This window comes from Pseudomonas sp. PAMC25584 (genome assembly GCF_058135675.1).
Map to the genome: position 1 here is coordinate 543,197 of NZ_CM176870.1, position 22,658 is coordinate 565,854.

Below are 22,658 nucleotides of genomic sequence, written 5' to 3' on the forward strand. Positions count from 1 at the left end.
TTTTTGGTGTCGGTCTTTAGCTGTTGGCGTTTTTCTTCGGCACGATCTTACGCAACATCTGCCGCGCCTTGCCGGTCAGGCGCTTGAGTTTCGACTCTTTTTCCGGGGCTGCCAGGCCTTGCTGCCTGAGCCAATCCTTCCAACGAATCCGCTCGTCGCGCACCACCCAGCCTTCCTGCTGGGCGAAGCTCTCCGCCAGGTACAAACCCCGCGTGCTGGCCGGGTAGAGCTGATCTTTCTTGACGGTGTACAGCTCGGCGAGGGGTTGGCCGTCCTTCAATGGCATCAGGTACAGGTCCGGGCGCTGGCGGTCCAGGCGTGCGACCAGTTGATCGCCTTCGAGTCGCTCATCCACATGGAACAGGCTCAGGGACTTGGCTTCCTTGGGCACTTCCAGGCGCAAGTCATAAATCAACTGCAGTGACGCTGTGGGCAAGTGGACGTAGGCCCGTGGACGCTCTATCAGTTGCGTGGTCGCGCAGCGCACCGGGCGGGCTGCGCCGGACAAGGGGCTCAAGCGAAACGGCAGGGCTTCGCGGTAATGCAGCGCGGTGGAGTACGGCGCCGGTAGCCAGGTGTCGTTGAAGCGCCCGCTGAGCCAGCCTTCGGGCGTCTCCAGCAGGCACTCTTCGGCAATTTCCTGGATGGCGGTGTGCAGCGGCAGGTTCAGTTCATGGGCGGGGACGTAGCCGGAAATCAGCTTGAGCACTACGTCGCCACGGTCCTGGCGGCGTTGGCGTACCAGCACCCAGTAATCCTTGTTTTGCCAATGCAGGGTCAGGCGTACCGACACGCCGAGGTTGGCCAGTTCGAGGGCGAAACGCTCAGGGTCTGCCACGTCTACCGGCTTGCGCCGTTGCAGGGTCTGGGCAAAGTTGAGCGGCATGCCCACGCTCTGGTAGCTCAGGCCTTCGGGGGTGGCTTCAACGTGCAGTGGCAGAGTCTTGAAGTTGCTGGGGTTTTTTCTTATGAGCGTTCGCGACATGTCGGCTCCTTCTAACGTCGGGGCGGCCGCGTCGGCGGCATCATAGTTGACGAATGACCTGGGCAGCGGTCGCCACGTTGTGAGCCAGGTGTAGCGGATTAATGGTCCCGACAATAGCACTGGCGACGCCCGTTTGCGCAAACAACAACATGAAACTGGCACGTATGGGGTCCATTCCCGGCTCCAGGCACACATGGCCGCTGGCGAGGGCTTTTTTTACCAGGATGCCTTTGCCATGGGCGGCCGCATAATCAATGACGGCTTTCTCGGCCTGTTCGTTCAAGTTGTAGGTGACCATCGCGCAATCACCCTGTTCCAGAGCCTTCACGCCGCCTTCGACGGTTTTACCGGAGAAGCCGAAACCGCGAATTTTGCCCTCTTGTTTCAAGTCCGCCAGGGTCTGGTAAACCTCGCAATCGTTGAGGATGTGCAGGTCGTTGCCGTCGGAATGCACCAGCACCAGGTCGATGAAGTCGGTTTCCAAGCGTTTCAAGCTGCGTTCGATCGACAGCCGGGTATGCGCCGCGCTGAAATCGTGACGGGACACGCCATTGTCGAACTCTTCGCCGACCTTGCTGACAATCACCCATTCTTTGCGCTGTCCACGCAACAGCGGCCCCAGGCGTTCTTCGCTACGGCCATAGGCCGGCGCGGTATCGATCAGGTTGATGCCCAACTGACGGGCCTGGCGCAGCAGCAGGCGCGCTTCGTCATCATCGGGAATCTGGAAACCGCTAGGGTATTTGACCCCCTGGTCGCGACCGAGCTTGACGGTGCCCAGGCCCAGCGGCGACACCAGCAGGCCGGTACTGCCCAGCGGGCGGTGCAGGTCGTGCAGGGTGGGCAGGCTCATGGCAACAGTTGCTCCCAGGCCGGTTGGCCGATGGCCGGTTTGGGCAACTCGGGCAGCGGAGTGGCAGGCCCGGGTTGGATGCCGTCGCGTTCGAGGGCGTGGATCACCCGGTCGGCGAAGTCCGGCGCCAGGGCCAGTTTGGTCGGCCAGCCTACGAGCAGGCGGCCCTGTTCGGCGAGGAAGGCGTTGTCGGGGCGCGTCAGGCCCGACTGCAGCGGCTCGGCACGGTCGACGCGCAGGGTGGCCCATTCGGTGTGACTCATGTCGATCCACGGCAGCAGATGCGCCAGCTCTTTCTGGGCCGTGGCGATTTGTTCTTCAGGCGTGCGCGCTACACCATCGGCCTCGGCGATATCACCGCCCATGTACCACACCCAGTTGCCATCGGCGGCCGGGTGCGTGGTCACGGTGATACGCGGTTTGGTGCCGCCGCCCAGGCAGTGGGCGTACAGCGGCTTCAAGCCCGGACCTTTGGCGATGATCATGTGCAGCGGGCGTATTTGCATGGCCGGCTGGCTCAGGCCCAGGGCGGCGAGCAGGTCGGCAGTGCCGCCGCCGGCGCTCAAGATGATGCGCTGGGCGCGGATCTCGCGACCGTCGACTTTCAAGCCGACCAGTGTGTCGTTTTCCCGCAGCGGTTCGATGTGCTGCCCGGCGAGCAAACCGTCGCCGGCCAGGTGCGCCAGGCGTTCGATCAGGCTGGGTACATCGATGACCAATTCCGCCAGGCGATAGACCTTGCCCTTGAAGCGACGGTCTTGCAGGGCCGGCGGCAGGTCGTCGCCTTTGACCTGATCGACACGGCCGCGCACGGCCTTGCTGGCGAAGAAGCTGGTGAGATTGCCCGCGAGTGTGCCGGGGGACCACAAGTAATGGGCTTCGGAGAGCAGGCGCACGCCAGTCAGGTCCAGCTCGCCGTTACCGGCCAGGGCCTCGCGCCAGCGCCGCGGCATATCGGCAATCGCTTCGGAGGCCCCGGTGAGGGCGCCGTGTAGCGCGTATTTCGCACCGCCGTGAATGATCCCCTGGGACTTCACGCTTTGCCCGCCACCCAGGGTGGCGTTCTCCACCAGCACCGTGGAAAACCCCTGGCGGCGCAGGCGCGCATTCAGCCAGAGGCCGGCAACCCCGGCGCCGACAATCAGAACGTCGGTGGAAATAACGGATGGCATGGGCAACCTCAGTGTTCAAATCAAGGTGCCAAGTATACAGGCTCAATGGATCGATCTTTGCCCGGGATCAATATTAGGAGGGCTGTCAGTGCCCGGCGGTTTTCGAGAACAACTGAATCACCACCACGCCCAGCACGATCAATCCCATCCCGAGCATCGCCGGTAGATCGAGCTTTTGCCCATAGATAAACAGCGCCGCAATGCTGACCATCACAATGCCCATCCCGGCCCACACCGCGTAGGCCACACCCACCGGCACGGTGCGCACCACCAGGGTCAGCATCCAGAACGCCACGCCGTAGCCGACGATCACCAGCAGCAGCGGGATCGGTGTGCTCAAGCCCTTGATGGCTTTCATGGAAACGGTGGCGATCACTTCCGAGCAGATGGCGATGGCGAGGTAATAGTAAGCAGGAGTCATGGGGCAGTCCTCGGTGTAGAGCGCGCTGGATAAGGTCGGCATTTTAGCGCGTCGCCAGATGGGGTAAAGTCATTACCTATCCGAATTAAAGATGGGTCACGCCATGAGTGTGCAGTGGAACCTGGAGCAGATGCGCCTGTTCGTCAGCGTCGCCGAGCAGCGCTCGTTTTCGGCCGTGGCGCGTCAGCAGCGCAAGGCCCAGTCGGCGGTCAGCAACGGCATCGCCTTGCTCGAAGCGGACCTGGGCGTCAGCCTGTTCGAGCGTAGCAGTGGCCGTCAGCCCCGCTTGACCGAGGCTGGTACGGTGCTGCTCGAAGAGGCCAGGGAAGTGCTGCGCCAGTGCGAACGCCTCAATGGCCGCGCGATGTCGTTGGTGCGCGGCGAAGAAGCCTGCCTGCGGCTGGCCCAGGATGAGGCGATGCTTTATCAGCCGGTCCTCGATAGCCTTGACGCCCTGGCCGGTCGATTTCCCAACCTTGAAGTGCAGCTTTCCAGCGCGGCCCAAGGCGATGTCGCACGCAAGCTGGTGGAGCGCAGGGCCGATCTGGGCATGTTGTTCTATCACGATCAAATCCCCGAAGCGCTGGAGCGTCGGGTCGTCGGCAGTGTGGAAATGGTCACGGTGTGCGGGCGCAACCATCCGCTGGCGGCGCAGAAAACCGTGGACTGCCAGGGGTTGGCGCAATATCGCCAGTTGCTGATGTCGACCCAGACCAGCGTCTACCCCGGCAGCGAGGCTGCCAGCCCGCAGGTGTGGCGCGCCGACAGCTTCTACGTGCTGGCCGAATGGCTTATCCGTGGCCTGGGTTGGGCCTGGTTGCCCCGGCATGTCGTGCAATACCCGGCCTATCAGAACCAGATGGTCGAACTCGACAGCGAATGGACCCCGCCGGCCCTAGTTGTTGAGCTGGTATGGCGCCGCGATGAACCCTTGGGCCCCGCCGCGCGCTTTCTCGCCGAGCGTTTTGCCGAGTGCTTGCAGGCGATCGACTGAAAAAGCCGATAAACTCCGCCGCCATGAATAGAACTCTCTACAGCTGTCTGTTTTACCTGGCGCTGCCGTTGGTGGCTTTACGTCTGTGGCTGCGTGCGCGCAAGGCGCCAGCCTATGCCAAACGCGTGGGCGAGCGGTTCTCTTACGGCTTGCCGCTGATGCAACCGGGCGGGATCTGGGTGCACGCCGTGTCGGTGGGCGAAAGCATCGCCGCCGCGCCGATGATCCGTGCCCTGCTGGAGCGTTATCCAGAGCTGCCGATGACCGTCACGTGCATGACGCCGACCGGCTCCGAGCGTATCCAGGCGTTGTTCGCGAATGAACCGCGCGTCCAGCATTGCTACTTGCCCTATGACGTGCCCTGCGCGGCCAAGCGTTTTCTCGACCGTGTACAGCCGAAACTGGCCGTGATCATGGAGACCGAGCTGTGGCCCAACCACATCCACGCCTGCGCGCAACGCGGGATTCCGGTGGCGCTGGCCAATGCGCGGTTGTCGGCGCGTTCGGCCAAGGGCTATGCACGTTTCGCCAAGCTGACAGGGCCGATGCTGGCAGAAATGAGCCTGTTTGCTGTGCAGACTGAGACCGAGGCCGAGCGTTTTCGCAGCCTGGGCGCGCGGCCGGACACGGTGCAAGTGACCGGCTCGATCAAGTTCGACCTGACCATCGACCCCGAGCTACTGGCGCGCGCGGCCGCGTTGCGCGAGCAGTGGGGTGCCAGCGAGCGCCCGGTGTGGATCGCCGCCAGCACCCACGAGGGCGAAGATGCGGTGGTGCTCGCGGCCCATCGCCAATTGCTCGCCAGCTACCCCAATGCGCTGCTGATTCTGGTGCCGCGCCATCAGGAACGCTTCGGCCCGATGTTTGAGCTGTGCGGGCAACAAGGGTTCACCACGGTGCGCCGCTCCAGTGGCGAGCCGGTCACCGCGCACACCAACGTATTACTCGGTGACACCATGGGCGAGTTGCTGTTTCTGTATGCCTTGGCCGACAGCGCGTTTGTCGGTGGCAGCCTGGTGGCGACTGGCGGGCATAACCCGCTGGAACCGGCGGCGTTGGGCAAGCCGGTGATCATGGGGCCGCACCGGTTCAACTTCCTCGAAATCAGCGCGATGCTGCGCGACGCCGGGGCGTTGCGTGAGGTGGATGACGCCGAAGGCTTGGCCGAGGCCGTGCGGCAGTTGTTCGAGCTGCCGCAGGATGCCCAGCGGATGGCGCAGGCGGGGCTTAAGGTGATGCAGGCCAACCAGGGCGCGCTAACCCGTTTACTGGATGGCCTGGATAGGCTGATAACGCACTAAATGTGGAAGGGGGCGTGCCCCCGATAGCGGTGTGCCAGATGAAGTCATGTCAACTGACACGCCGCCATCGGGAGCAAGCCCCCTCCCACATCGGTTCTGTGGTGTGTCAGTCAACATTGGTGCACCTGACACGCCCTATCGGGGGCAAGCCCCCTCTCACATTAGTAGCCAGGTCGGGCCTTCAACTGCTCGGAGGCGGCCTTGGCCAGGTCCGGCGGCAGGAAGTCGCGGTCCGGGTTGTAGTCGGCCTTGAGATAGCGCTCCAGGTCCTGCAGATCTCCTGGGTTCAACGTGCCCGCTGCCTGCTTCAAGCGCAGGCTGTCGAGGATGTAGTCGTAGCGGCTATTGTTGTAGTTGCGCACCGACGCATAGAGCTGGCGCTGGGCGTCGAGCACGTCGACGATATTACGCGTACCCACCTGATAACCGATTTCCGTGGCTTCCACCGCGCTCTGGTTCGAGATGATCGACTGGCGGCGTGCCTGGACCTGCTCTACGTCGGTGTTGACCGCGCGGTGCAGGTTGCGCGTGTTTTCCACCACCTGGCGGCGCAGGCCTTCGCGTTGCTGCTCGGTCTGGCCCAGGCGCGAATACGATTCGCGCACTTGCGAGCTGGTCAGGCCGCCGCTGTACAGCGGGATATTCAGGCGCAGGCCGATGGTGCGTTGCGAGACATCGCCGCCGTAAGGCGTGCCGAAGGCATTCGGGTTGCTGAAGCCCAGGGCGTCGTTATCGCCTTTTTCGTACTGCGCCACGGCGTCCAGAGTCGGCGCATGCCCAGCCTTGCGCTGCTTGAGGGTTTCCTCGGCAGCGGTGACCGCGTAGTTGCTGGCGAGCAGGTTCAGGTTCTGGCGGCCGGCGGTTTCGACCCAGGCCTTGGCGTCGTTCGGCAGCGGCGGCAGCACCGGGAGCGTATGCACAATGCCCTGGATCGAGTTGTATTGGCGGTTGGTCAGCGTGATCAGTGCTTCGAAGGCGTCATCCACCTGACGTTGCGCGACGATCCGGTTGGCTCGCGCGGTGTCGTAGCTGGCCTGCGATTGCAGCACGTCGGTCTTGTCCGACAGGCCCACATCGAAGCGCTCGTTGGACTGGTCCAGTTGGTGCTTGAAGGCGTTTTCTTCGGCCTTGGTAGAAGCCAGGTTGTCCTGGGCACGCAGCACGGCGAAGTAGTTCTCGGCGCTTTGCAGGATCAGGTTCTGTTCGGTGGCCGAAAGTTGCAGCGCAGCCTGTTCGTTGACGGCTTCGGCGGCTTGCAGCTGGAACCAGCGATCGGCACGGAACAAGGGTTGGCTCAAGGTCGCGCGCCAGGAATGCGCATCGCGGTTGGCAGTGGCGGCCGGGGTGTCGATCTGGGTGCGCGAATTGTTGATATCGGCACCGGCCGACAGGTTGGGCAGCAAGCCTGCGCGGGCCTGGGGCACGACTTCTTTTTGCGCGTCGTATTGGGCGCGGGCGGCGGCCAGGTCGGCGTTGTTGTTCGCCGCTTCCTGGTAAACGCTGACCAGGTCGGTTCTGGCGGACAAGGGCGCTTCAGCTGCCCAGACCATTCCGTTGGTCGCACAAGACACGGCAAGCGCCAGTGAGAGTTTGCGCAGCATGAATTGATCCCTAGTGTGAATATTACGGTAATAATTTATCGCCCAACGCTACGGCTGGCCATTCCTGGCGTCAAGCATTGGGGCAGTCCCCGAGTGTAGTGGCGGTTACACGGCACAACAATCCTGCAATTGCGCCATTCATCACGCTGTTTGCTCCGCTATTGGCAATTTGCCCCCACCCTGGTCTAGACTGGCCGCGTTCTTGTCGGGGTGCCTTGTTGGAAGGCTGAGATCGGTAAATACCGGATCCCGTTGAACCTGATCAGGTTAGCGCCTGCGTAGGGAACAAGATTTCTCGTCACCCGGCGAGTCCTCTTGTGCTTCGTCCGGGATGAACGTTCGACCATCGAACAGCTCTCGCGTACCGAGCACAGCACTGTTTTCAGTGCGTCCATCCGTCACAGGTTCGCTCCGACAAAAATCCACCGCCTGGATAGTTGGAGAGCCCGTGATGAGTACAACACCAAAAAATACCGTGCATTTGAGTGAATCGGCCAAGGTCGACTCCGGCTCCGTGCAACCCTTTACCCGCTCGCAAAAAATCTACGTGCAAGGCACCCGCCCGGACATCCTTGTGCCGATGCGCGAAATCAGCCTTGATGTGACCCCCACCGATTTCGGCGGCGAGATCAACGCCCCCGTGGTGGTCTACGACACCTCCGGCCCCTACACCGACCCCAACGTCATCATCGACGTGCGCAAGGGCCTGGGCGATGTGCGCTCGCCGTGGATCGAGTCGCGTGGCGACACCGAACGCCTGTCCGGCCTGAGCTCGCACTTCGGCCAGCAGCGCCTCACGGATGCCGAACTGACCGCGCTGCGCTTTGCCCATGTGAAGAACCCGCGCCGTGCCAAGGCCGGTGCCAACGTCACCCAGATGCACTACGCGCGCAAAGGCATCATCACCGCTGAGATGGAATACGTCGCCATCCGCGAAAACATGAAGCTCGAAGAAGCCCGCGCCAGCGGCCTGCTCGATCAGCAACACGCCGGCTACAGCTTCGGCGCCAGCGTGCCGAAGATCATCACCCCGGAATTCGTGCGCGAAGAAATCGCCCGTGGCCGCGCGATCATCCCGGCCAACATCAACCACACCGAACTGGAACCGATGATCATCGGCCGTAACTTCCTGGTGAAGATCAACGGCAACATCGGCAACAGCGCCCTGGGTTCGTCCATCGAAGAAGAAGTGGCGAAACTGACCTGGGGCATTCGCTGGGGGTCGGACACGGTGATGGACCTGTCCACCGGCAAGCACATCCACGAAACCCGCGAATGGATCATCCGCAATTCGCCGGTGCCGATCGGCACGGTGCCGATCTATCAGGCCCTGGAAAAAGTCGGCGGCGCCGCTGAAGACCTGACCTGGGAGCTGTTCCGCGACACCCTGATCGAACAGGCCGAGCAGGGCGTTGACTACTTCACCATCCACGCCGGCGTCCTGCTGCGCTACGTGCCGCTGACCGCCAAGCGCGTCACCGGCATCGTCTCGCGTGGCGGTTCGATCATGGCCAAGTGGTGCCTGGCGCACCACAAAGAGAACTTCACCTACACGCATTTCGACGAAATCTGCGAAATCATGAAGGCCTATGACGTCAGCTTCTCCCTCGGCGACGGCCTGCGCCCAGGTTCGATTGCCGACGCCAACGACGCCGCGCAATTCGGCGAGCTGGAAACCCTCGGCGAGCTGACCAAGACCGCCTGGAAGCACGACGTGCAAACCATGATCGAAGGCCCCGGCCACGTGCCGATGCAACTGATCAAGGAGAACATGGACAAGCAGCTCGAATGCTGCGACGAGGCGCCGTTCTACACCCTCGGCCCGCTGACCACCGACATCGCGCCGGGTTACGACCACATCACCTCCGGCATCGGTGCGGCGATGATCGGCTGGTTCGGTTGCGCCATGCTCTGCTACGTCACGCCCAAGGAACACCTGGGCTTGCCCAACAAGGATGACGTGAAGACCGGGATCATCACCTACAAGATCGCCGCGCATGCAGCCGATCTCGCGAAAGGGCATCCCGGCGCGCAGATCCGCGATAACGCGCTGAGCAAGGCGCGCTTCGAGTTCCGTTGGGAAGACCAGTTCAACCTCGGCCTCGACCCGGACACTGCACGCTCGTATCACGACGAAACCCTGCCGAAGGACTCGGCCAAGGTCGCGCATTTCTGTTCGATGTGCGGGCCGAAGTTCTGCTCGATGAAAATCACCCAGGAAGTGCGTGAATACGCGGCCAACCAGCGCATCGATGCGGTAGATGTGGAAGTGGCCAAGGGCTTGGCCGAACAGGCGGAGCGGTTCAAGCAGGAAGGCAGCCAGCTCTACAAGAAGGTCTGATCCGAGGTTGTAGGCGCTTTTAATGGCCTTATCGGGGGCAAGCCCCCTCCCACACTTGAACGTGTTCACCATTCAAAATGTGGGAGGGGGCTTGCCCCCGATAACAATCTTTCAAACAACAAATGCCCCTCAGAGATTCCATCCTTGAGCATTCAACCCAGCACCTATTCCCCCGACATCGCAGTGCCGACTGACAAACGCGTCTTCGGCGCCCGCGACCTCTTCTCCCTGTGGTTCTCCCTCGGCATCGGCCTGATGGTCCTGCAAACCGGCGCGCTACTCGCACCGGGCCTGGGCCTGGCCGGTGGGTTGCTGGCGATTTTCCTCGGCACCCTGGTCGGCGTGCTGTTGCTCGCCGCCGTCGGTGTGATCGGCAGCGACACCGGCTTGTCCGCCATGGCCGCGCTCAAGCTCAGCCTCGGCGCCAAAGGCGCGAGCCTGCCGGCATTATTGAACCTGCTGCAGCTGATCGGCTGGGGCGCGTTTGAACTCATCGTCATGCGCGATGCCGCCAGCCTGTTGGGCGCGCGGGCGTTCAGCGACGGCAGCCTGTTTGCCAGCCCGCTGCTGTGGACCCTATTTTTCGGTGGCTTGGCGACCCTGCTGGCGGTCAGTGGCCCACTGACGTTCGTAAGGCAGATCCTGCGCAAATGGGGCATCTGGCTGCTGCTAGCGGCCTGCCTGTGGCTGACCTGGAACCTGTTCGCCAAGGCCGACCTCGCCACACTGTGGGCCCAGCCCGGTGACGGATCGATGCCCTTCGCGGTGGGGTTTGATATCGCCATCGCCATGCCGCTGTCGTGGCTGCCGCTGATCGCCGACTACTCGCGCTTCGGTAAACGCGCGAAAAGCGTGTTCGGCGGCACGGCGCTGGGCTTCTTTATCGGTAATTTCTGGCTGATGAGCCTGGGTGTGGCCTACACCCTGGCGTTTGCGCCGAGCGGTGAAGTGAACGCGCTGTTGCTGGCGCTGGCTGGCGCAGGGCTGGGGATTCCGTTGTTGCTGATCCTGTTGGATGAGTCGGAAAACGCCTTTGCTGATATTCACTCGGCGGCGGTGTCCAGCGGGATTCTGTTGCGCCTGAAAGTCGAGCACCTGGCCTTGGCCATCGGTGTGCTCTGCACGCTGATCGCCTGCTTTGCTCCGTTGGCGCAGTACCAGAACTTTCTGCTGTTGATCGGCTCGGTATTCGCGCCGCTGTTTGGCGTGGTGCTGGTCGATCATTTCATCCTGCGCCGCCGCGGCCAGGGCGTGCTCGCCACGCTACGCTGGACGGCGCTGCTGGCCTGGCTGGGTGGCATCGGCACCTACCACCTGCTGGCCAACCTGTATCCGGATATCGGCGCGACCCTGCCGGCACTGGTGCTGGCAGGGCTGTTGCAGTTCATCCTCGGGCGCGCCTTCAACGGCGTGCAGGCACCAGCTCAGGCTTGATGATGCCTTCCAGGCGCGAGTAAGGAATCTGCAGCTCGACATGGCCCAGGGCATAGGGCGCGATCGTGGTGGTGGGGTACTTGAGGGTCACGCCACCGGAGGTCAGCGCCACGTTCGGGGTTTTCTGGAACGGGTAGCTCTTGACGAATTCCGGCTCCAGGCTCAGGCGGGTGCTGATCAGCCAGCTGTTGTGTGCGACCTGGGCGGCTTTCCAGAAGGCCTCTTCCTTGCCGGGCAGCAGCATGTCGCTCAGCGAAAGGGCTTTTTGCTGCTGGCGCGAATAGTTGATGAAGGCGCGGCCCGGTTCGCCGTGGGTGGCGCCCTGGTCTAGGTAGCTGGACAGTTCGACGATCACCAAGCCGTCATGCTGCTCACGTACCTTGGCCTGCAAGTACATGCTGTTGCGTGGTGCGGCGGTGCTCAGGAACTGCTCGCGGTAGGTCGCCAGGCTCGACGGCAGCGGGTCGCTCGACCGGGTGCGGGTCATTTCCAGCAGGCGTTGTTCGATCAGCGCGTCGAGCCTGGGCTCCTTGGCAAAATGCACGGTGTCGATATTCACCAGCGGGCAATCGGCGTTGGTGCAGTCCGGCTTGCTTTGCTCGCTGGCGTCGCGGGTGGCGTCCAGCGGGGTGCGATAGCTCGGTTGGAACAGGCTCTGGCAGGCGCCGAGGGTCAAGGCGATACACGCCACGGAGGCGATTTTTAAAAGCGACATGTAGGGTCTTCGTCCGTCGATAAGCGCGAAATTTATGGAGCTTCGACTACCGGCATGGCAGTCAGTTCGCCACTAAGCTGATTAGAGTGAGTTTGACGCCCGCCGTCTATCCCGGCAACCGGAAAGGGGCTGCGCCAACCGGCGAGAGCGCGTTAGGATGGCGCGAATTGCACGGGCATAACGAGGAAGGATATGACGGACATCGCGAAATCCACGCCGAGCACGATTGAGATCGTTCAGCGCGACAATGCCTACCAGGGTTTCTACAAGCTCGATCGCGTACAACTGCGCCACGAAAAATTCGACGGTGGCATGAGCCGGGTGATCAACCGCGAAGTCTTCGTGCGGCATGACGCCGTGTGCGTGCTGCCCTATGACCCGCAGCGCGATGAAGTGGTGCTGATCGAGCAGTTTCGCGTCGGCGCCATGGGCCGTACCGCTAACCCGTGGTTGGTGGAAATGGTCGCCGGCCTGATCGATAAGGATGAAGCGCCGGAGGAGGTTGCACACCGCGAAGCCGAAGAGGAAGCTGGGCTGACATTCTCCGCACTGTGGCCGATCACTCAATATTTCCCTTCGCCCGGCGGCAGTACCGAATTCGTCCACTTGTACCTGGGGCGTTGCGACAGTTCGGGCGCCGGTGGCGTCCATGGACTGGAAGAAGAAGCAGAAGATATCCGCGTCAGCACCTGGGCTTTCGAAGACGCCTTGCAAGCGGTGCGTGATGGTCGGATATCCAATGCGCCCAGCATTATTGCCTTGCAATGGCTAGCGCTCAATCGCGCGGAAGTGAGGGGGTTATGGCAGTAAAGGCACGGGAACGATACCGAGTTGACCTGATCGGGCTGCAAGCCGCCTGCGAGGCCAACTATGCGCGGCTGATGCGCCTGCTGCCGGACATGCGCCACGCCCCCGAGGCGCGGCGCATCGCCGTGACCCACGGCGACCAGATGCTCGGCGTGCTGACCCTGGAAGTCATCGTCAATTGCCCCTACACCACCACCCTGCGCGTGCGCCAGGAACACAGCCTGCCGTGGCTGCCGGTGCCGCAACTGGAAGTACAGGTGTACCACGATGCGCGAATGGCCGAAGTCATCAGCGCCGAACATGCGCGACGCTTTCGCAGCATCTATCCTTACCCGAATGTGTTCATGCACCAGCCCGATGAGAAAGCACAACTCAATGTGTTCCTCGGTGAATGGTTGAGCCACTGCCTGGCCCTGGGCCATGAGTTCGCAGTGGTGCGGTAGATGTGAACTGCGTCTGCTTCCTTGGGTTTCCTCTTTGTGTCCTGCCCAGCATAATCGCGCCACACGTCCATTCCTGTGATTGCCTTGGGAGAGCGCCTTGCCCCGCGTATCCACCGTGACCCACGATGCACCGGCGTTGCTGGTGCAGTTGTCCGACAGCCACCTGTTTGCCGAGGCCGACGCCACGCTGGTGGGCATGAACACCCGCGAAAGTTTGCAACGGGTGATCGACCTCGTGCGCGAGCAGCAGCCCCAGGTCGACTTGCTGCTGGCCACGGGGGACTTGTCCCAGGACGGTACGCTGGCCTCCTATCAGCACTTTCGTGAGATGACCGCGTTCTTTGGTGTCTCGACGCGCTGGATTCCCGGCAACCACGACGAGCCGCAGATCATGGCCCACGCCGCCCTGCACAGCGACCTGCTGGAACCAGTGGTCGACATTGGCAATTGGCGCATTACCCTGCTGGACTCCGCCGTATCCGGTTCGGTGCCCGGTTATCTGCAGGACAGCCAACTGCAACTGCTGGCCCAAGCCTTGAGCGAAGCGCCGCACCGTCATCATCTGGTGTGTTTCCACCATCATCCGGTGCCCATCGGGTGTGCGTGGATGGAACCCATCGGCTTGCGCAACCCGGAGGCGCTGTTTGCCGTCCTGGACCGTTTTCCCCAGGTCCGGGCCGTGCTCTGGGGCCATGTACACCAGGAGATCGACCGCCAGCGCAACGGCGTGCGCCTGCTGGCCTCGCCGTCCACCTGCATCCAGTTCGCGCCGGGCAGCGAAGACTTCAACGTCAGCACCGAGGCGCCAGGCTATCGCTGGCTGCGCCTGCATGCCGACGGGCGGTTGGAGACTGGGGTCGAGCGCGTCAAAGACTTTGCTTTTACCGTCGATTACGCCAGCAACGGCTACTGAAGGTGGGAGGGGGGGTGCTCCCGATAGCGGTGGTTCAGTGCCACGTGTATCAACTGGCAGCCTGTCATCGGGAGCAAGCCCCCTCCCACATGGGTTCCGCTGTGACTGGAAGACAGGGGACTCGCCACTCCGATCCCTGTAAACTGCGCCTTTTTGGCGCAAGCACGGAGAGCCCGGCATGTCCGCTTCGATCCTGTATATCCACGGTTTCAACAGCGCGCCGGCGTCCAATAAGGCCAGCCAGTTGATCGGTGTGATGGACACCCTCGGCCTGGCCGACCAGTTGCGCGTGCCGGCCCTGCATCACCATCCCCGTCAGGCGATTCCTCAGTTGGAGGCGGCCATCGCGGAACTGGGGCGGCCACTGCTGGTCGGCAGCTCCCTCGGCGGCTACTATGCAACCCATCTTGCTGAACGCCATGGCCTCAAGGCGCTGCTGGTCAACCCGGCGGTCAGCCCCCATCGGATGTTCGACGGTTACCTGGGCACGCAGAAGAACCTCTACACCGATGAAACCTGGGAACTGACCCACGATCACGTCACGGCGCTGGCCGAGCTGGAAGTCCCTGCCCCCCAGGACGCCGTGCGTTATCAGGTGTGGTTGCAGACCGGGGACGAAACCCTGGATTATCGCCTCGCCCAGCAGTATTACCGGGCCTGTGCCTTGCGCATCCAGGCCGGTGGCGACCACGGTTACCAGGGTTTTGCCCGGCAGTTGCCGGCGCTGTTGAGCTTTGCCGGCATTGGCGCCGATCAGTATCAATCCTTCGATTTCGCGGCACTGTAATTGCCTTGCAAATCCCAGGTTACTTTTTAATCGAACGAATCACGACGAGACCCCATGGCCACTCCCAGCGCTAGCTCTTATAACGCCGACGCCATCGAAGTCCTCTCGGGCCTCGACCCGGTGCGTAAACGCCCTGGCATGTACACCGACACCAGTCGGCCGAACCACCTTGCCCAGGAAGTCATCGACAACAGCGTCGACGAAGCCTTGGCCGGGCACGCCAAGTCGGTGCATGTCATTCTCCACGCGGACCACTCCCTGGAAGTGTCCGACGACGGTCGCGGCATGCCGGTGGACATCCACCCGGAAGAGGGCGTGTCGGGCGTCGAGCTGATCCTCACCAAACTGCACGCTGGCGGCAAGTTCTCCAACAAGAACTACCAGTTCTCCGGTGGCTTGCACGGTGTGGGTATTTCCGTGGTCAACGCCTTGTCGACGTTGGTGCGGGTCAGGGTCAAGCGCGACGGCAACGAATATGAGATGACCTTCGCCGATGGCTACAAAGCCACCGACCTGCAGGTGATCGGCACCGTTGGCAAGCGCAACACCGGCACCAGCGTGTACTTCGCCCCGGACCCGAAATACTTCGATTCGCCAAAATTCTCCATCAGCCGCCTCAAGCATGTGCTCAAGGCCAAGGCGGTATTGTGCCCGGGCCTGCTGGTCACCTTTGAAGACAAAGGCACTGGCGAAAAGGTCGAGTGGCACTACGAAGATGGCCTGCGCTCCTACCTGGAAGACGCTGTCAGCGACTTCGAGCGCCTGCCCAACGAGCCATTCTGCGGTAGCCTGGCCGGGAACAAAGAAGCCGTTGACTGGGCGCTGCTGTGGTTGCCCGAGGGCGGCGACAGCGTGCAGGAAAGCTACGTCAACCTGATCCCCACCGCCCAGGGCGGCACCCACGTCAACGGTTTGCGCCAGGGGCTGCTCGACGCCATGCGCGAATTCTGCGAATACCGCAGCCTGCTGCCGCGCGGCGTGAAGCTGGCGCCGGAAGACGTGTGGGAGCGCATCGCGTTCGTGCTGTCGATGAAAATGCAGGAGCCGCAATTCTCCGGCCAGACCAAAGAGCGTTTGTCGTCCCGCGAGGCGGCGGCGTTTGTCTCTGGTGTGGTCAAGGATGCCTTCAGCCTGTGGCTCAACGAACACCCGGAACTGGGCCTGGCCCTGGCGGAGCTGGCGATCAACAACGCCGGGCGTCGCCTCAAGGCCAGCAAGAAGGTCGAGCGCAAACGCATCACCGCGGGCCCGGCACTGCCGGGCAAACTGGCCGATTGCGCCGGGCAGGACCCGATGCGTTCCGAGCTGTTCCTGGTGGAAGGTGACTCCGCCGGCGGTTCCGCCAAGCAAGCGCGGGACAAGGAATTCCAGGCGATCCTGCCGTTGCGCGGCAAGATCCTCAACACCTGGGAAGTCGATGGCAGCGAAGTCCTGGCCAGCCAGGAAGTGCACAACATCGCCGTGGCCATCGGTGTCGACCCCGGCGCGGCGGACATCAGCCAACTGCGCTACGGCAAGATCTGCATCCTCGCCGACGCCGACTCCGACGGCCTGCACATCGCCACCCTGCTGTGCGCGCTGTTCGTGCAGCACTTCCGTCCGTTGGTGGATGCCGGTCACGTCTACGTCGCCATGCCGCCGCTGTACCGTATCGACCTGGGCAAGGAAATTTTCTACGCCCTCGACGAAGGCGAGCGCGATGGCATCCTCGACCGCCTGATCGCCGAGAAGAAACGCGGCAAGCCGCAGGTCACGCGATTCAAAGGCCTGGGTGAGATGAACCCGCCGCAACTGCGCGAAACCACCATGGACCCGAACACGCGGCGCCTGGTGCAGTTGACCCTGGACGACTTCGCCGCCACCTCGGAAATGATGGACATGCTGCTGGCGAAGAAACGCGCGCCGGACCGCAAGTCCTGGCTGGAGTCCAAAGGCAACCTCGCCGAGGTCCTGGGCTGATGCGCACAGGTTTCGCCCTGGCGATCCTGATGTTGAGCGGGTTGGCGGCCACCCAGGCGGTCGCCGCGCCCGTGGCTGAGCTCAAACTGGTGTCCGAACACCCGGTGGACGGCATGCGCGGCGGTAACCTGTCGGGCCTGGCCTTGTGTGGCAAAGAATTGTGGACGGTTTCCGACCGCGATGACGACCAGATCTACCGCCTGGATATCAGCGCGCCGACCTGGCAGGCCGAAACGGTGACGATCGACGTGCCGCCGGTGCCCGACTCCGGCCTGCCCTGGGGGCTGCGTTCGCGCACCAAGGCCGCGTCGCTGATTCGCGGTGGCGACCTGGATTTTGAAGGCATCAGTTGCGATGCCGCCGGCAACCGTTACGTGGTCAGCGAAGCCCATGCGGCGGTGCTGAAAGTACCGGCGAGCGGTGCGCCCGAGTGGTTGAAAATCGCCCCCGGCATGGTGCGTGAAGCCCGCGCCAGCGGTATGTTGCTGCATTTCAATGCCTTGTTCGAAGGCCTGGCGGTGAACCCCGAAGGCAATCAGATCTGGCTGGCGGCGGAGCGTGAGCGGCGTGGGCTGATCTCCATCAAACGCCCGCAAAGCCTATGGGATTGCGACGGCGCATGCGTGCTGTTGAGCGAGGCCGGCCAGGAAATGCAGCCGGCGCAGTTCCCCAACGCCAAGGCGGTCTCCAAGGATTTTTCCGACCTGGCGCTGTTCAACGGCAAGTTGTTTACCCTGGAGCGCAATGCGTTTCAGATTTGTCGGCGCGATGCGGTCACCGCTAAGGTCGAGCTGTGCTGGTCGTTTGCCGACGAAACCCTGACGCCCGAGCGGCGCTACGCCCAGCCATATGGCCTGGCCGAAGCCCTGGTGCTTGACGCAGACGGTGCCTGGTTGGGCATCGACAATAATTTCGGCGCGCGTGCCGATGGTGAGAAACGCCCGGTGGTCTATCGTTTCGCCGCCCCCGCCGGTGGCTGGAGCGCCCAGCCATGAGCCACCCCTGTTTTGAATTGACCCGGCGCCGCGGCATTTCCGCGGCGCCTTACCAAACAATGATGAGGCCCGCATGAGTGACATCCTCGCAGACAGCTTAGACGGCGTAGAACGCCGGTCGCTGGCTGACTTCACCGAAAATGCCTACCTCAACTACTCCATGTACGTGATCATGGACCGTGCCTTGCCGCATATCGGCGACGGCCTGAAGCCCGTACAACGGCGCATCATCTACGCCATGAGTGAGTTGGGCCTGGACGCAGATTCCAAGCACAAGAAGTCGGCGCGTACCGTCGGTGACGTGCTCGGTAAGTTCCACCCCCACGGCGACTCGGCCTGCTATGAAGCCATGGTGCTGATGGCCCAGCCGTTCAGCTACCGCTACACGCTGGTGGATGGCCAGGGTAACTGGGGTGCGCCGGATGATCCCAAGTCCTTCGCTGCCATGCGATACACCGAGGCGCGCCTGTCGCGTTATTCGCAAGTGCTGCTCAGCGAACTGGGCCAGGGCACCGCGAACTGGGGCCCGAACTTCGACGGCACTCTCGACGAACCCCTGGTGTTGCCGGCACGTTTGCCGAATATCCTGCTCAATGGCACCACCGGCATCGCCGTTGGCATGGCCACCGACGTACCGCCGCATAACCTGCGGGAAGTCGCCGCGGCCTGCGTGCGCTTGCTCGATGAGCCCAAAGCCACGGTCGAGCAGCTCTGCGAGCATATCCAGGGCCCGGATTACCCGACCGAAGCGGAAATCATCACGCCGCGCGCCGACCTGCTGAAAATGTACGAAACCGGCAAGGGCTCGGTGCGCATGCGTGCCGTCTACCACGTCGAAGACGGCGACATTGTCGTCACCGCACTGCCGCACCAAGTGTCCGGCGCCAAGGTGCTGGAGCAGATCGCCGCGCTGATGCAGGCCAAGCCGTCGAAATTGCCGCAGGTCACTGACTTGCGTGACGAGTCCGACCACGAAAACCCGTGCCGCATCGTGATTATTCCGACCAACAGCCGGGTCGACCATGAAGTGCTGATGCAGCATCTGTTCGCCAGCACGGACCTGGAGTCCAGCTACCGGGTCAACGTCAACATCATCGGCCTGGACGGCAAGCCGCAGCTGAAGAACCTGCGCAATCTGCTGGTGGAGTGGCTGGAGTTTCGCGTGCAGACCGTGCGTCGCCGCCTGCAATTTCGCCTGGACAAGGTCGAGCGCCGCCTGCACCTGTTGGACGGCTTGCTGATTGCCTACCTCAACCTGGATGAAGTGATTCACATCATCCGCACCGCCGAGCACCCGAAAGCCGACCTGATCGCGCGTTTTGAACTGAGCGAGATCCAGGCCGACTACATCCTCGACACCCGTTTGCGTCAATTGGCGCGACTGGAAGAGATGAAGTTGCGCGACGAACAGGACGCGTTGCTCAAGGAACAAGCCAAGCTGCAAGCCCTGCTGGGCAGCGAAGCCAAGCTCAAGAAGCTGGTGCGCAGTGAGCTGATCAAAGACGCCGAGACCTATGGCGACGACCGTCGTTCGCCTATCGTTGAGCGCGCAGACGCGAAAGCACTGACAGAAACCGAGCTGTTGCCAAACGAGAAAATTACGGTCGTTCTGTCGGAAAAGGGTTGGGTTCGTTCCGCCAAGGGGCATGATATTGATGCGACGGGCTTGTCGTACAAAGCTGGCGATGGCTTCAAGACCTCCGCTGCCGGGCGTTCCAACCAGTTTGCGGTGTTTATCGACTCCACCGGGCGCAGTTACTCGGTGCCGGCGCACACCTTGCCATCCGCGCGCGGGCAGGGCGAGCCGCTGACCGGGCGCCTGACGCCGCCACCGGGGGCGAGTTTCGAGTGTGTGTTGCTGCCGGAAGATGACTCACTGTATGTGATCGCCTCCGATGCGGGTTACGGCTTCGTGGTCAAGGGCGAAGACCTGCAGGCCAAGAACAAGGCCGGCAAGGCGCTGTTGAGCCTGCCGAACAACGCCAAAGTGATCCTGCCGCGGTCGGTGGACGATCGCCAGGGCAATTGGCTGGCGTCGGTGACCACTGAAGGGCGCTTGCTGGTGTTCAAGATCAGCGACCTGCCGCAGTTGGGTAAAGGTAAAGGCAACAAGATCATCGGTATTCCCGGCGAGCGGGTAGCCAGTCGCGAAGAGTACGTGACGGACATCGCGGTGATCCCGGAAGGCTCTACCCTGGTGCTTCAGGCCGGCAAGCGCACGTTGTCGCTGCGCCCTGACGACCTTGAACACTACAAGGGTGAGCGCGGCCGGCGCGGCAATAAATTGCCTCGTGGTTTCCAGCGAGTGGATGCTTTACTGGTGGAAACGCCCGTTTAGCGCGGATTAGAGCTCTCGATCTACGATTTAACGCGTAGATCGACGCTTTCGCGCTGGAGTCATGGCGCATATTCACGGATGATATGGCCTTTCCAGCGCCGGCGTGGCCGAGCGTGTTTAGGTTATTTTTAGTATTACATTGTGGTTTGCCTTGTGGCAGCCGCCTGGATGGGATGATGACTGCTCCACGCCTTCCTTTTATTTTCGTGCTCGCTGGCCTTCTCGGGCTGGCGGGTTGCAGCACACACCAGCCGGTGTCGCTGTACCAGCTGGACAGCGGAAGTCCGGCTCAGCCAGCTCAAGCCGCTGGCATGGCCGTCTTGCTGGGCCCGGTTGTTGTTGCTGACTACCTGCAACGCGAAACATTGCTACAACGTCAGAACGACGGCAGCCTGCAAGGTTCCACCGATGGTCGTTGGGCGGGCAGTTTGTCGTCCGACATCAACCAACTGATGTTGCGCCAGGTGGCGGGTCAGTTGGACAGTCAGCGTGTGGTCCTGGCGCCTGCGCCCACCGGTTTTTCTCCGGATGTGCAGGTTTTGTTGACCATTACCCGGCTCGACTCCGGTACCTCGCAACCGGCGATTCTCGATGCGCAATGGCGCTTGATTGATCGCCGCGGCCAGGTGCGTGATAGCCGCATCGTGCATCTGCAGGAAGAGCATGCCGGCACCACTGCGTCCCAGGTCCAGGCCCAGGGCGTGCTGTTGCAGCATCTGGCTCAGCAATTGTCGGTGGCCCTCAAACCATTGGCCAACCAGCCACCGGTCGCCGAGGCGCCGCGCAAGCAAGCGCCAGTACAGGCCAAGCCGGCTGCACCGGAAAAGCCGAAAATTCCGATGGCTACGCCGATCCGCACGGACATGGAAGTGTTCAGGTTCTGATCTGAATGGCTCCAACAAAAAAAGGCCCGCTTATTCAGCGGGCCTTTTGTTTGTGCGCGATTTACTTGAGGCGTGTGGAGTCCAAATGTGGGAGGGGGCTTGCCCCGATAGCGATGTGTCAGTTGCAGCCGTTTTGACTGACACTCCGCCATCGGGAGCAAGCCCCCTCCCACATGTCAGTCAGTGCTTGGCACGGGTCTCGTGCATTCGCGCCAATTGCCGCTCCAGCATCGATGGGTACGGCTCCATCAAGCGTTCTACGCAACTGGCGCCCTCAGGGCTGGCAATCGGGCGGATACGTGCGCGTTGGCGGATCAGTGTGTCTTCACTGATCTTGCGCTCCACCAGCAACAGGTTGCGGCTGTGTTGGGACAGGGCCAGGGCGTCCTGGGCGATCTCGGTCAGCAACAGGTCGATTTGGCTCATGCCGAACAGGTCGTCGCCGACGGTCAGGCCCAGTTGCAACTGCAACGTGATGCCGCTGTCGGCCACTTCGATCTGCAACTCATGGCCCAGGGCGCGTAGCAGCTCGCCGCAGCAGATGGCGTTGGTCAGGTAGTCTTCGCCGCTGTCTTCGCTGTGGAACAGCATCAGTGTGCTGCCATCGTTCAGGGTGTGCAGTTCGCTCTGGTAGAGCGAGGCGGCCTGGTCGAGGCAGTCGCGGTAGCGTTCCAGTAATTCCGTCAGGCGGGCGCGGGGCAGGCGGCGCAGTTGGTCCTGGGCACCCAGTTGCACGGCCAGGACAGCGCTGTGCTGGGGCTCGGCGTTCTTTACCGGTGCGGGCTTCGGCGCGACGACCGGGCTGCTGGCAGAGGTGTCGCGCAGGTCGGCGAACGGGTCTTCGTCGTCCAGCTCGTCTTCTTCGGCCCTGATCACATGGCGTGGTGCAGGCTTCAAGCCAGCGACCGGCGCGCTTTCGTCAAAGCCCGGGTCGCGCAGGTTGCGCACTTCAAAGGCGGGCTCGTCGTCGTAATCGCTGTCGTCGAACTCGGGCTCGGGTTCAACCTCGGGCGCTCCCGGTTCCGGAGCGAAGCTGGCGTGAAGCTGGCGCGCAAGGTCGCCGATCTCGTCCTGACGATCGGTGGCCGGGGTGTGTTCGTCGATATCCCGCAGCCAGATGCGCAGTTGCATCAGCGGCGTGGAGATATGCCGTCCCAGGCGCAGGCTCAAGGCCAGGGCCAGGGCTAGCAGGATCGCGCTGAGGATGCCCATGCTTTGCAGGCTGATGGTCATCGGCTGCTGGAATTGCTGCATGTCCAGGCTGATGCGCAATTGGCCGGCTTTCACATCCTGAAACGTGATATTGCTCTGGTACAGGCCTTCGGCTTCACCCAACAGGCCGTTTTTCGGGCGTTGCCCGGCTTCGGCCATGATCCGGTTGTCCACGCTGTAGATGGCGGCGTGGGCCACCAGCGGGTTCTTGGTCAGGTTGTTGAGCAGCACGTTGAGGCTGAGGATGTCGTTGGACACCAACAGTTCGGTCGCCGAGGTGGCGGTCTGGGTGGTCAAGCTCTCGCCCAGGGCATCGGCTTGCTCGTGCATGGCCTGTTTGAACTGCAAACCCATCACGCAGGCGTAGATCACCAGTGCCAGAGCGACCAGGATCACGTTATGGCTGGCGATGCGTAATGCGATCGGTACACGGCGGTGGCGCAGTGCCCGGAAGATCAGCAGGAAGAAGTTATCGGTTTTTACTGGCGTGGGCCGGTTCACTT

The 22,658-nt window shown here is 62.5% G+C and carries 19 protein-coding genes and 1 riboswitch; of the genes, 12 read left to right on the top strand and 7 right to left on the bottom strand.

Features of this window, described 5'->3' with window-relative positions:
• Positions 1-16 precede the first annotated feature (16 nt).
• The 4 genes from ACS5Q8_RS02380 to ACS5Q8_RS02395 form a co-directional block, all read right to left on the bottom strand.
• Positions 17-985: a metal ABC transporter ATPase gene (locus tag ACS5Q8_RS02380; RefSeq protein WP_276196030.1), complete on the bottom strand. Its 969-nt coding sequence runs from the start codon at positions 983-985 to the stop codon at positions 17-19.
• Positions 986-1,025: 40 nt separating this feature from the next.
• Entirely contained in the window at positions 1,026-1,838 is an 813-nt protein-coding gene (locus ACS5Q8_RS02385) for an aldo/keto reductase (protein ID WP_276196032.1), read from the bottom strand.
• Positions 1,835-3,010, bottom strand: a complete 1,176-nt coding sequence (locus ACS5Q8_RS02390; RefSeq protein ID WP_465159804.1) for an NAD(P)/FAD-dependent oxidoreductase — start codon at positions 3,008-3,010, stop codon at positions 1,835-1,837. Before ACS5Q8_RS02390 ends, ACS5Q8_RS02385 begins: the two co-directional genes overlap by 4 nt.
• An 85-nt stretch (positions 3,011-3,095) precedes the next feature.
• Positions 3,096-3,431, bottom strand: a complete 336-nt coding sequence (locus ACS5Q8_RS02395) for a DMT family transporter (RefSeq protein ID WP_247408357.1) — start codon at positions 3,429-3,431, stop codon at positions 3,096-3,098.
• 103 nt (positions 3,432-3,534) lie between these two features.
• Between ACS5Q8_RS02395 and ACS5Q8_RS02400 the strand changes: the two genes are divergently transcribed.
• On the top strand, positions 3,535-4,425 hold the full coding sequence (locus tag ACS5Q8_RS02400) for a LysR family transcriptional regulator (protein ID WP_426100421.1): 891 nt from the start codon (positions 3,535-3,537) through the stop codon (positions 4,423-4,425).
• Positions 4,426-4,448: 23 nt separating this feature from the next.
• Positions 4,449-5,726 (top strand): lipid IV(A) 3-deoxy-D-manno-octulosonic acid transferase, encoded by a 1,278-nt coding sequence (gene waaA / locus ACS5Q8_RS02405; RefSeq protein WP_276196035.1) that lies wholly within the window; start codon positions 4,449-4,451, stop codon positions 5,724-5,726.
• 161 nt (positions 5,727-5,887) lie between these two features.
• Here waaA and ACS5Q8_RS02410 read toward each other — a convergent pair whose 3' ends face one another.
• On the bottom strand, positions 5,888-7,327 hold the full coding sequence (locus ACS5Q8_RS02410) for a TolC family outer membrane protein (protein WP_276196037.1): 1,440 nt from the start codon (positions 7,325-7,327) through the stop codon (positions 5,888-5,890).
• A gap of 196 nt (positions 7,328-7,523) precedes the next feature.
• Positions 7,524-7,629: riboswitch (TPP riboswitch) on the top strand.
• Positions 7,630-7,778: 149 nt separating this feature from the next.
• Here ACS5Q8_RS02410 and thiC point away from each other — a divergent pair.
• Together thiC and cytX are read left to right on the top strand one after the other, a co-directional pair.
• Entirely contained in the window at positions 7,779-9,668 is a 1,890-nt protein-coding gene (gene thiC / locus ACS5Q8_RS02415) for a phosphomethylpyrimidine synthase ThiC (protein ID WP_253393041.1), read from the top strand.
• Between the two features lie 144 nt (positions 9,669-9,812).
• A complete protein-coding gene (cytX, locus tag ACS5Q8_RS02420; RefSeq protein ID WP_443699815.1) occupies positions 9,813-11,102 on the top strand; it encodes a putative hydroxymethylpyrimidine transporter CytX in 1,290 nt (429 codons plus the stop codon).
• Here cytX and ACS5Q8_RS02425 read toward each other — a convergent pair.
• Positions 11,071-11,817 (bottom strand): RsiV family protein, encoded by a 747-nt coding sequence (locus tag ACS5Q8_RS02425; protein ID WP_276196040.1) that lies wholly within the window; start codon positions 11,815-11,817, stop codon positions 11,071-11,073. The two genes, cytX and ACS5Q8_RS02425, sit on opposite strands and share 32 nt — an antisense overlap.
• Before the next feature lie 192 nt (positions 11,818-12,009).
• Here ACS5Q8_RS02425 and ACS5Q8_RS02430 point away from each other — a divergent pair, with 192 nt between their 5' ends.
• From ACS5Q8_RS02430 to ACS5Q8_RS02465, 8 genes are all read left to right on the top strand, one after another.
• On the top strand, positions 12,010-12,627 hold the full coding sequence (locus ACS5Q8_RS02430) for an NUDIX domain-containing protein (RefSeq protein WP_276196042.1): 618 nt from the start codon (positions 12,010-12,012) through the stop codon (positions 12,625-12,627).
• On the top strand, positions 12,618-13,067 hold the full coding sequence (locus ACS5Q8_RS02435) for a DUF1249 domain-containing protein (protein ID WP_276196044.1): 450 nt from the start codon (positions 12,618-12,620) through the stop codon (positions 13,065-13,067). Before ACS5Q8_RS02430 ends, ACS5Q8_RS02435 begins: the two co-directional genes overlap by 10 nt.
• A gap of 97 nt (positions 13,068-13,164) precedes the next feature.
• Entirely contained in the window at positions 13,165-13,980 is an 816-nt protein-coding gene (gene cpdA, locus ACS5Q8_RS02440; RefSeq protein WP_276196045.1) for a 3',5'-cyclic-AMP phosphodiesterase, read from the top strand.
• A 178-nt stretch (positions 13,981-14,158) separates the two neighbouring features.
• A complete protein-coding gene (locus ACS5Q8_RS02445; RefSeq protein WP_276196046.1) occupies positions 14,159-14,767 on the top strand; it encodes a YqiA/YcfP family alpha/beta fold hydrolase in 609 nt (202 codons plus the stop codon).
• Positions 14,768-14,821: 54 nt separating this feature from the next.
• Positions 14,822-16,726, top strand: coding sequence for a DNA topoisomerase IV subunit B (gene parE / locus ACS5Q8_RS02450; RefSeq protein WP_276196047.1), 1,905 nt, complete (start codon positions 14,822-14,824; stop codon positions 16,724-16,726).
• Positions 16,726-17,721 carry an esterase-like activity of phytase family protein gene (locus ACS5Q8_RS02455; RefSeq protein WP_465159805.1) on the top strand — a complete coding sequence of 332 codons (996 nt, stop codon included), beginning with the start codon at positions 16,726-16,728 and terminating at the stop codon, positions 17,719-17,721. Before parE ends, ACS5Q8_RS02455 begins: the two co-directional genes overlap by 1 nt.
• Before the next feature lie 73 nt (positions 17,722-17,794).
• On the top strand, positions 17,795-20,059 hold the full coding sequence (gene parC / locus ACS5Q8_RS02460; protein WP_443694627.1) for a DNA topoisomerase IV subunit A: 2,265 nt from the start codon (positions 17,795-17,797) through the stop codon (positions 20,057-20,059).
• Between the two features lie 176 nt (positions 20,060-20,235).
• The gene (locus ACS5Q8_RS02465) at positions 20,236-20,943 is read left to right on the top strand and encodes a PqiC family protein (RefSeq protein WP_276196050.1); all 708 of its coding nucleotides are present in this window, start codon (positions 20,236-20,238) and stop codon (positions 20,941-20,943) included.
• Between the two features lie 180 nt (positions 20,944-21,123).
• Here ACS5Q8_RS02465 and ACS5Q8_RS02470 read toward each other — a convergent pair whose 3' ends face one another.
• Positions 21,124-22,656, bottom strand: coding sequence for an AhpA/YtjB family protein (locus ACS5Q8_RS02470; protein ID WP_443694628.1), 1,533 nt, complete (start codon positions 22,654-22,656; stop codon positions 21,124-21,126).
• Positions 22,657-22,658: the final 2 nt, after the last annotated feature.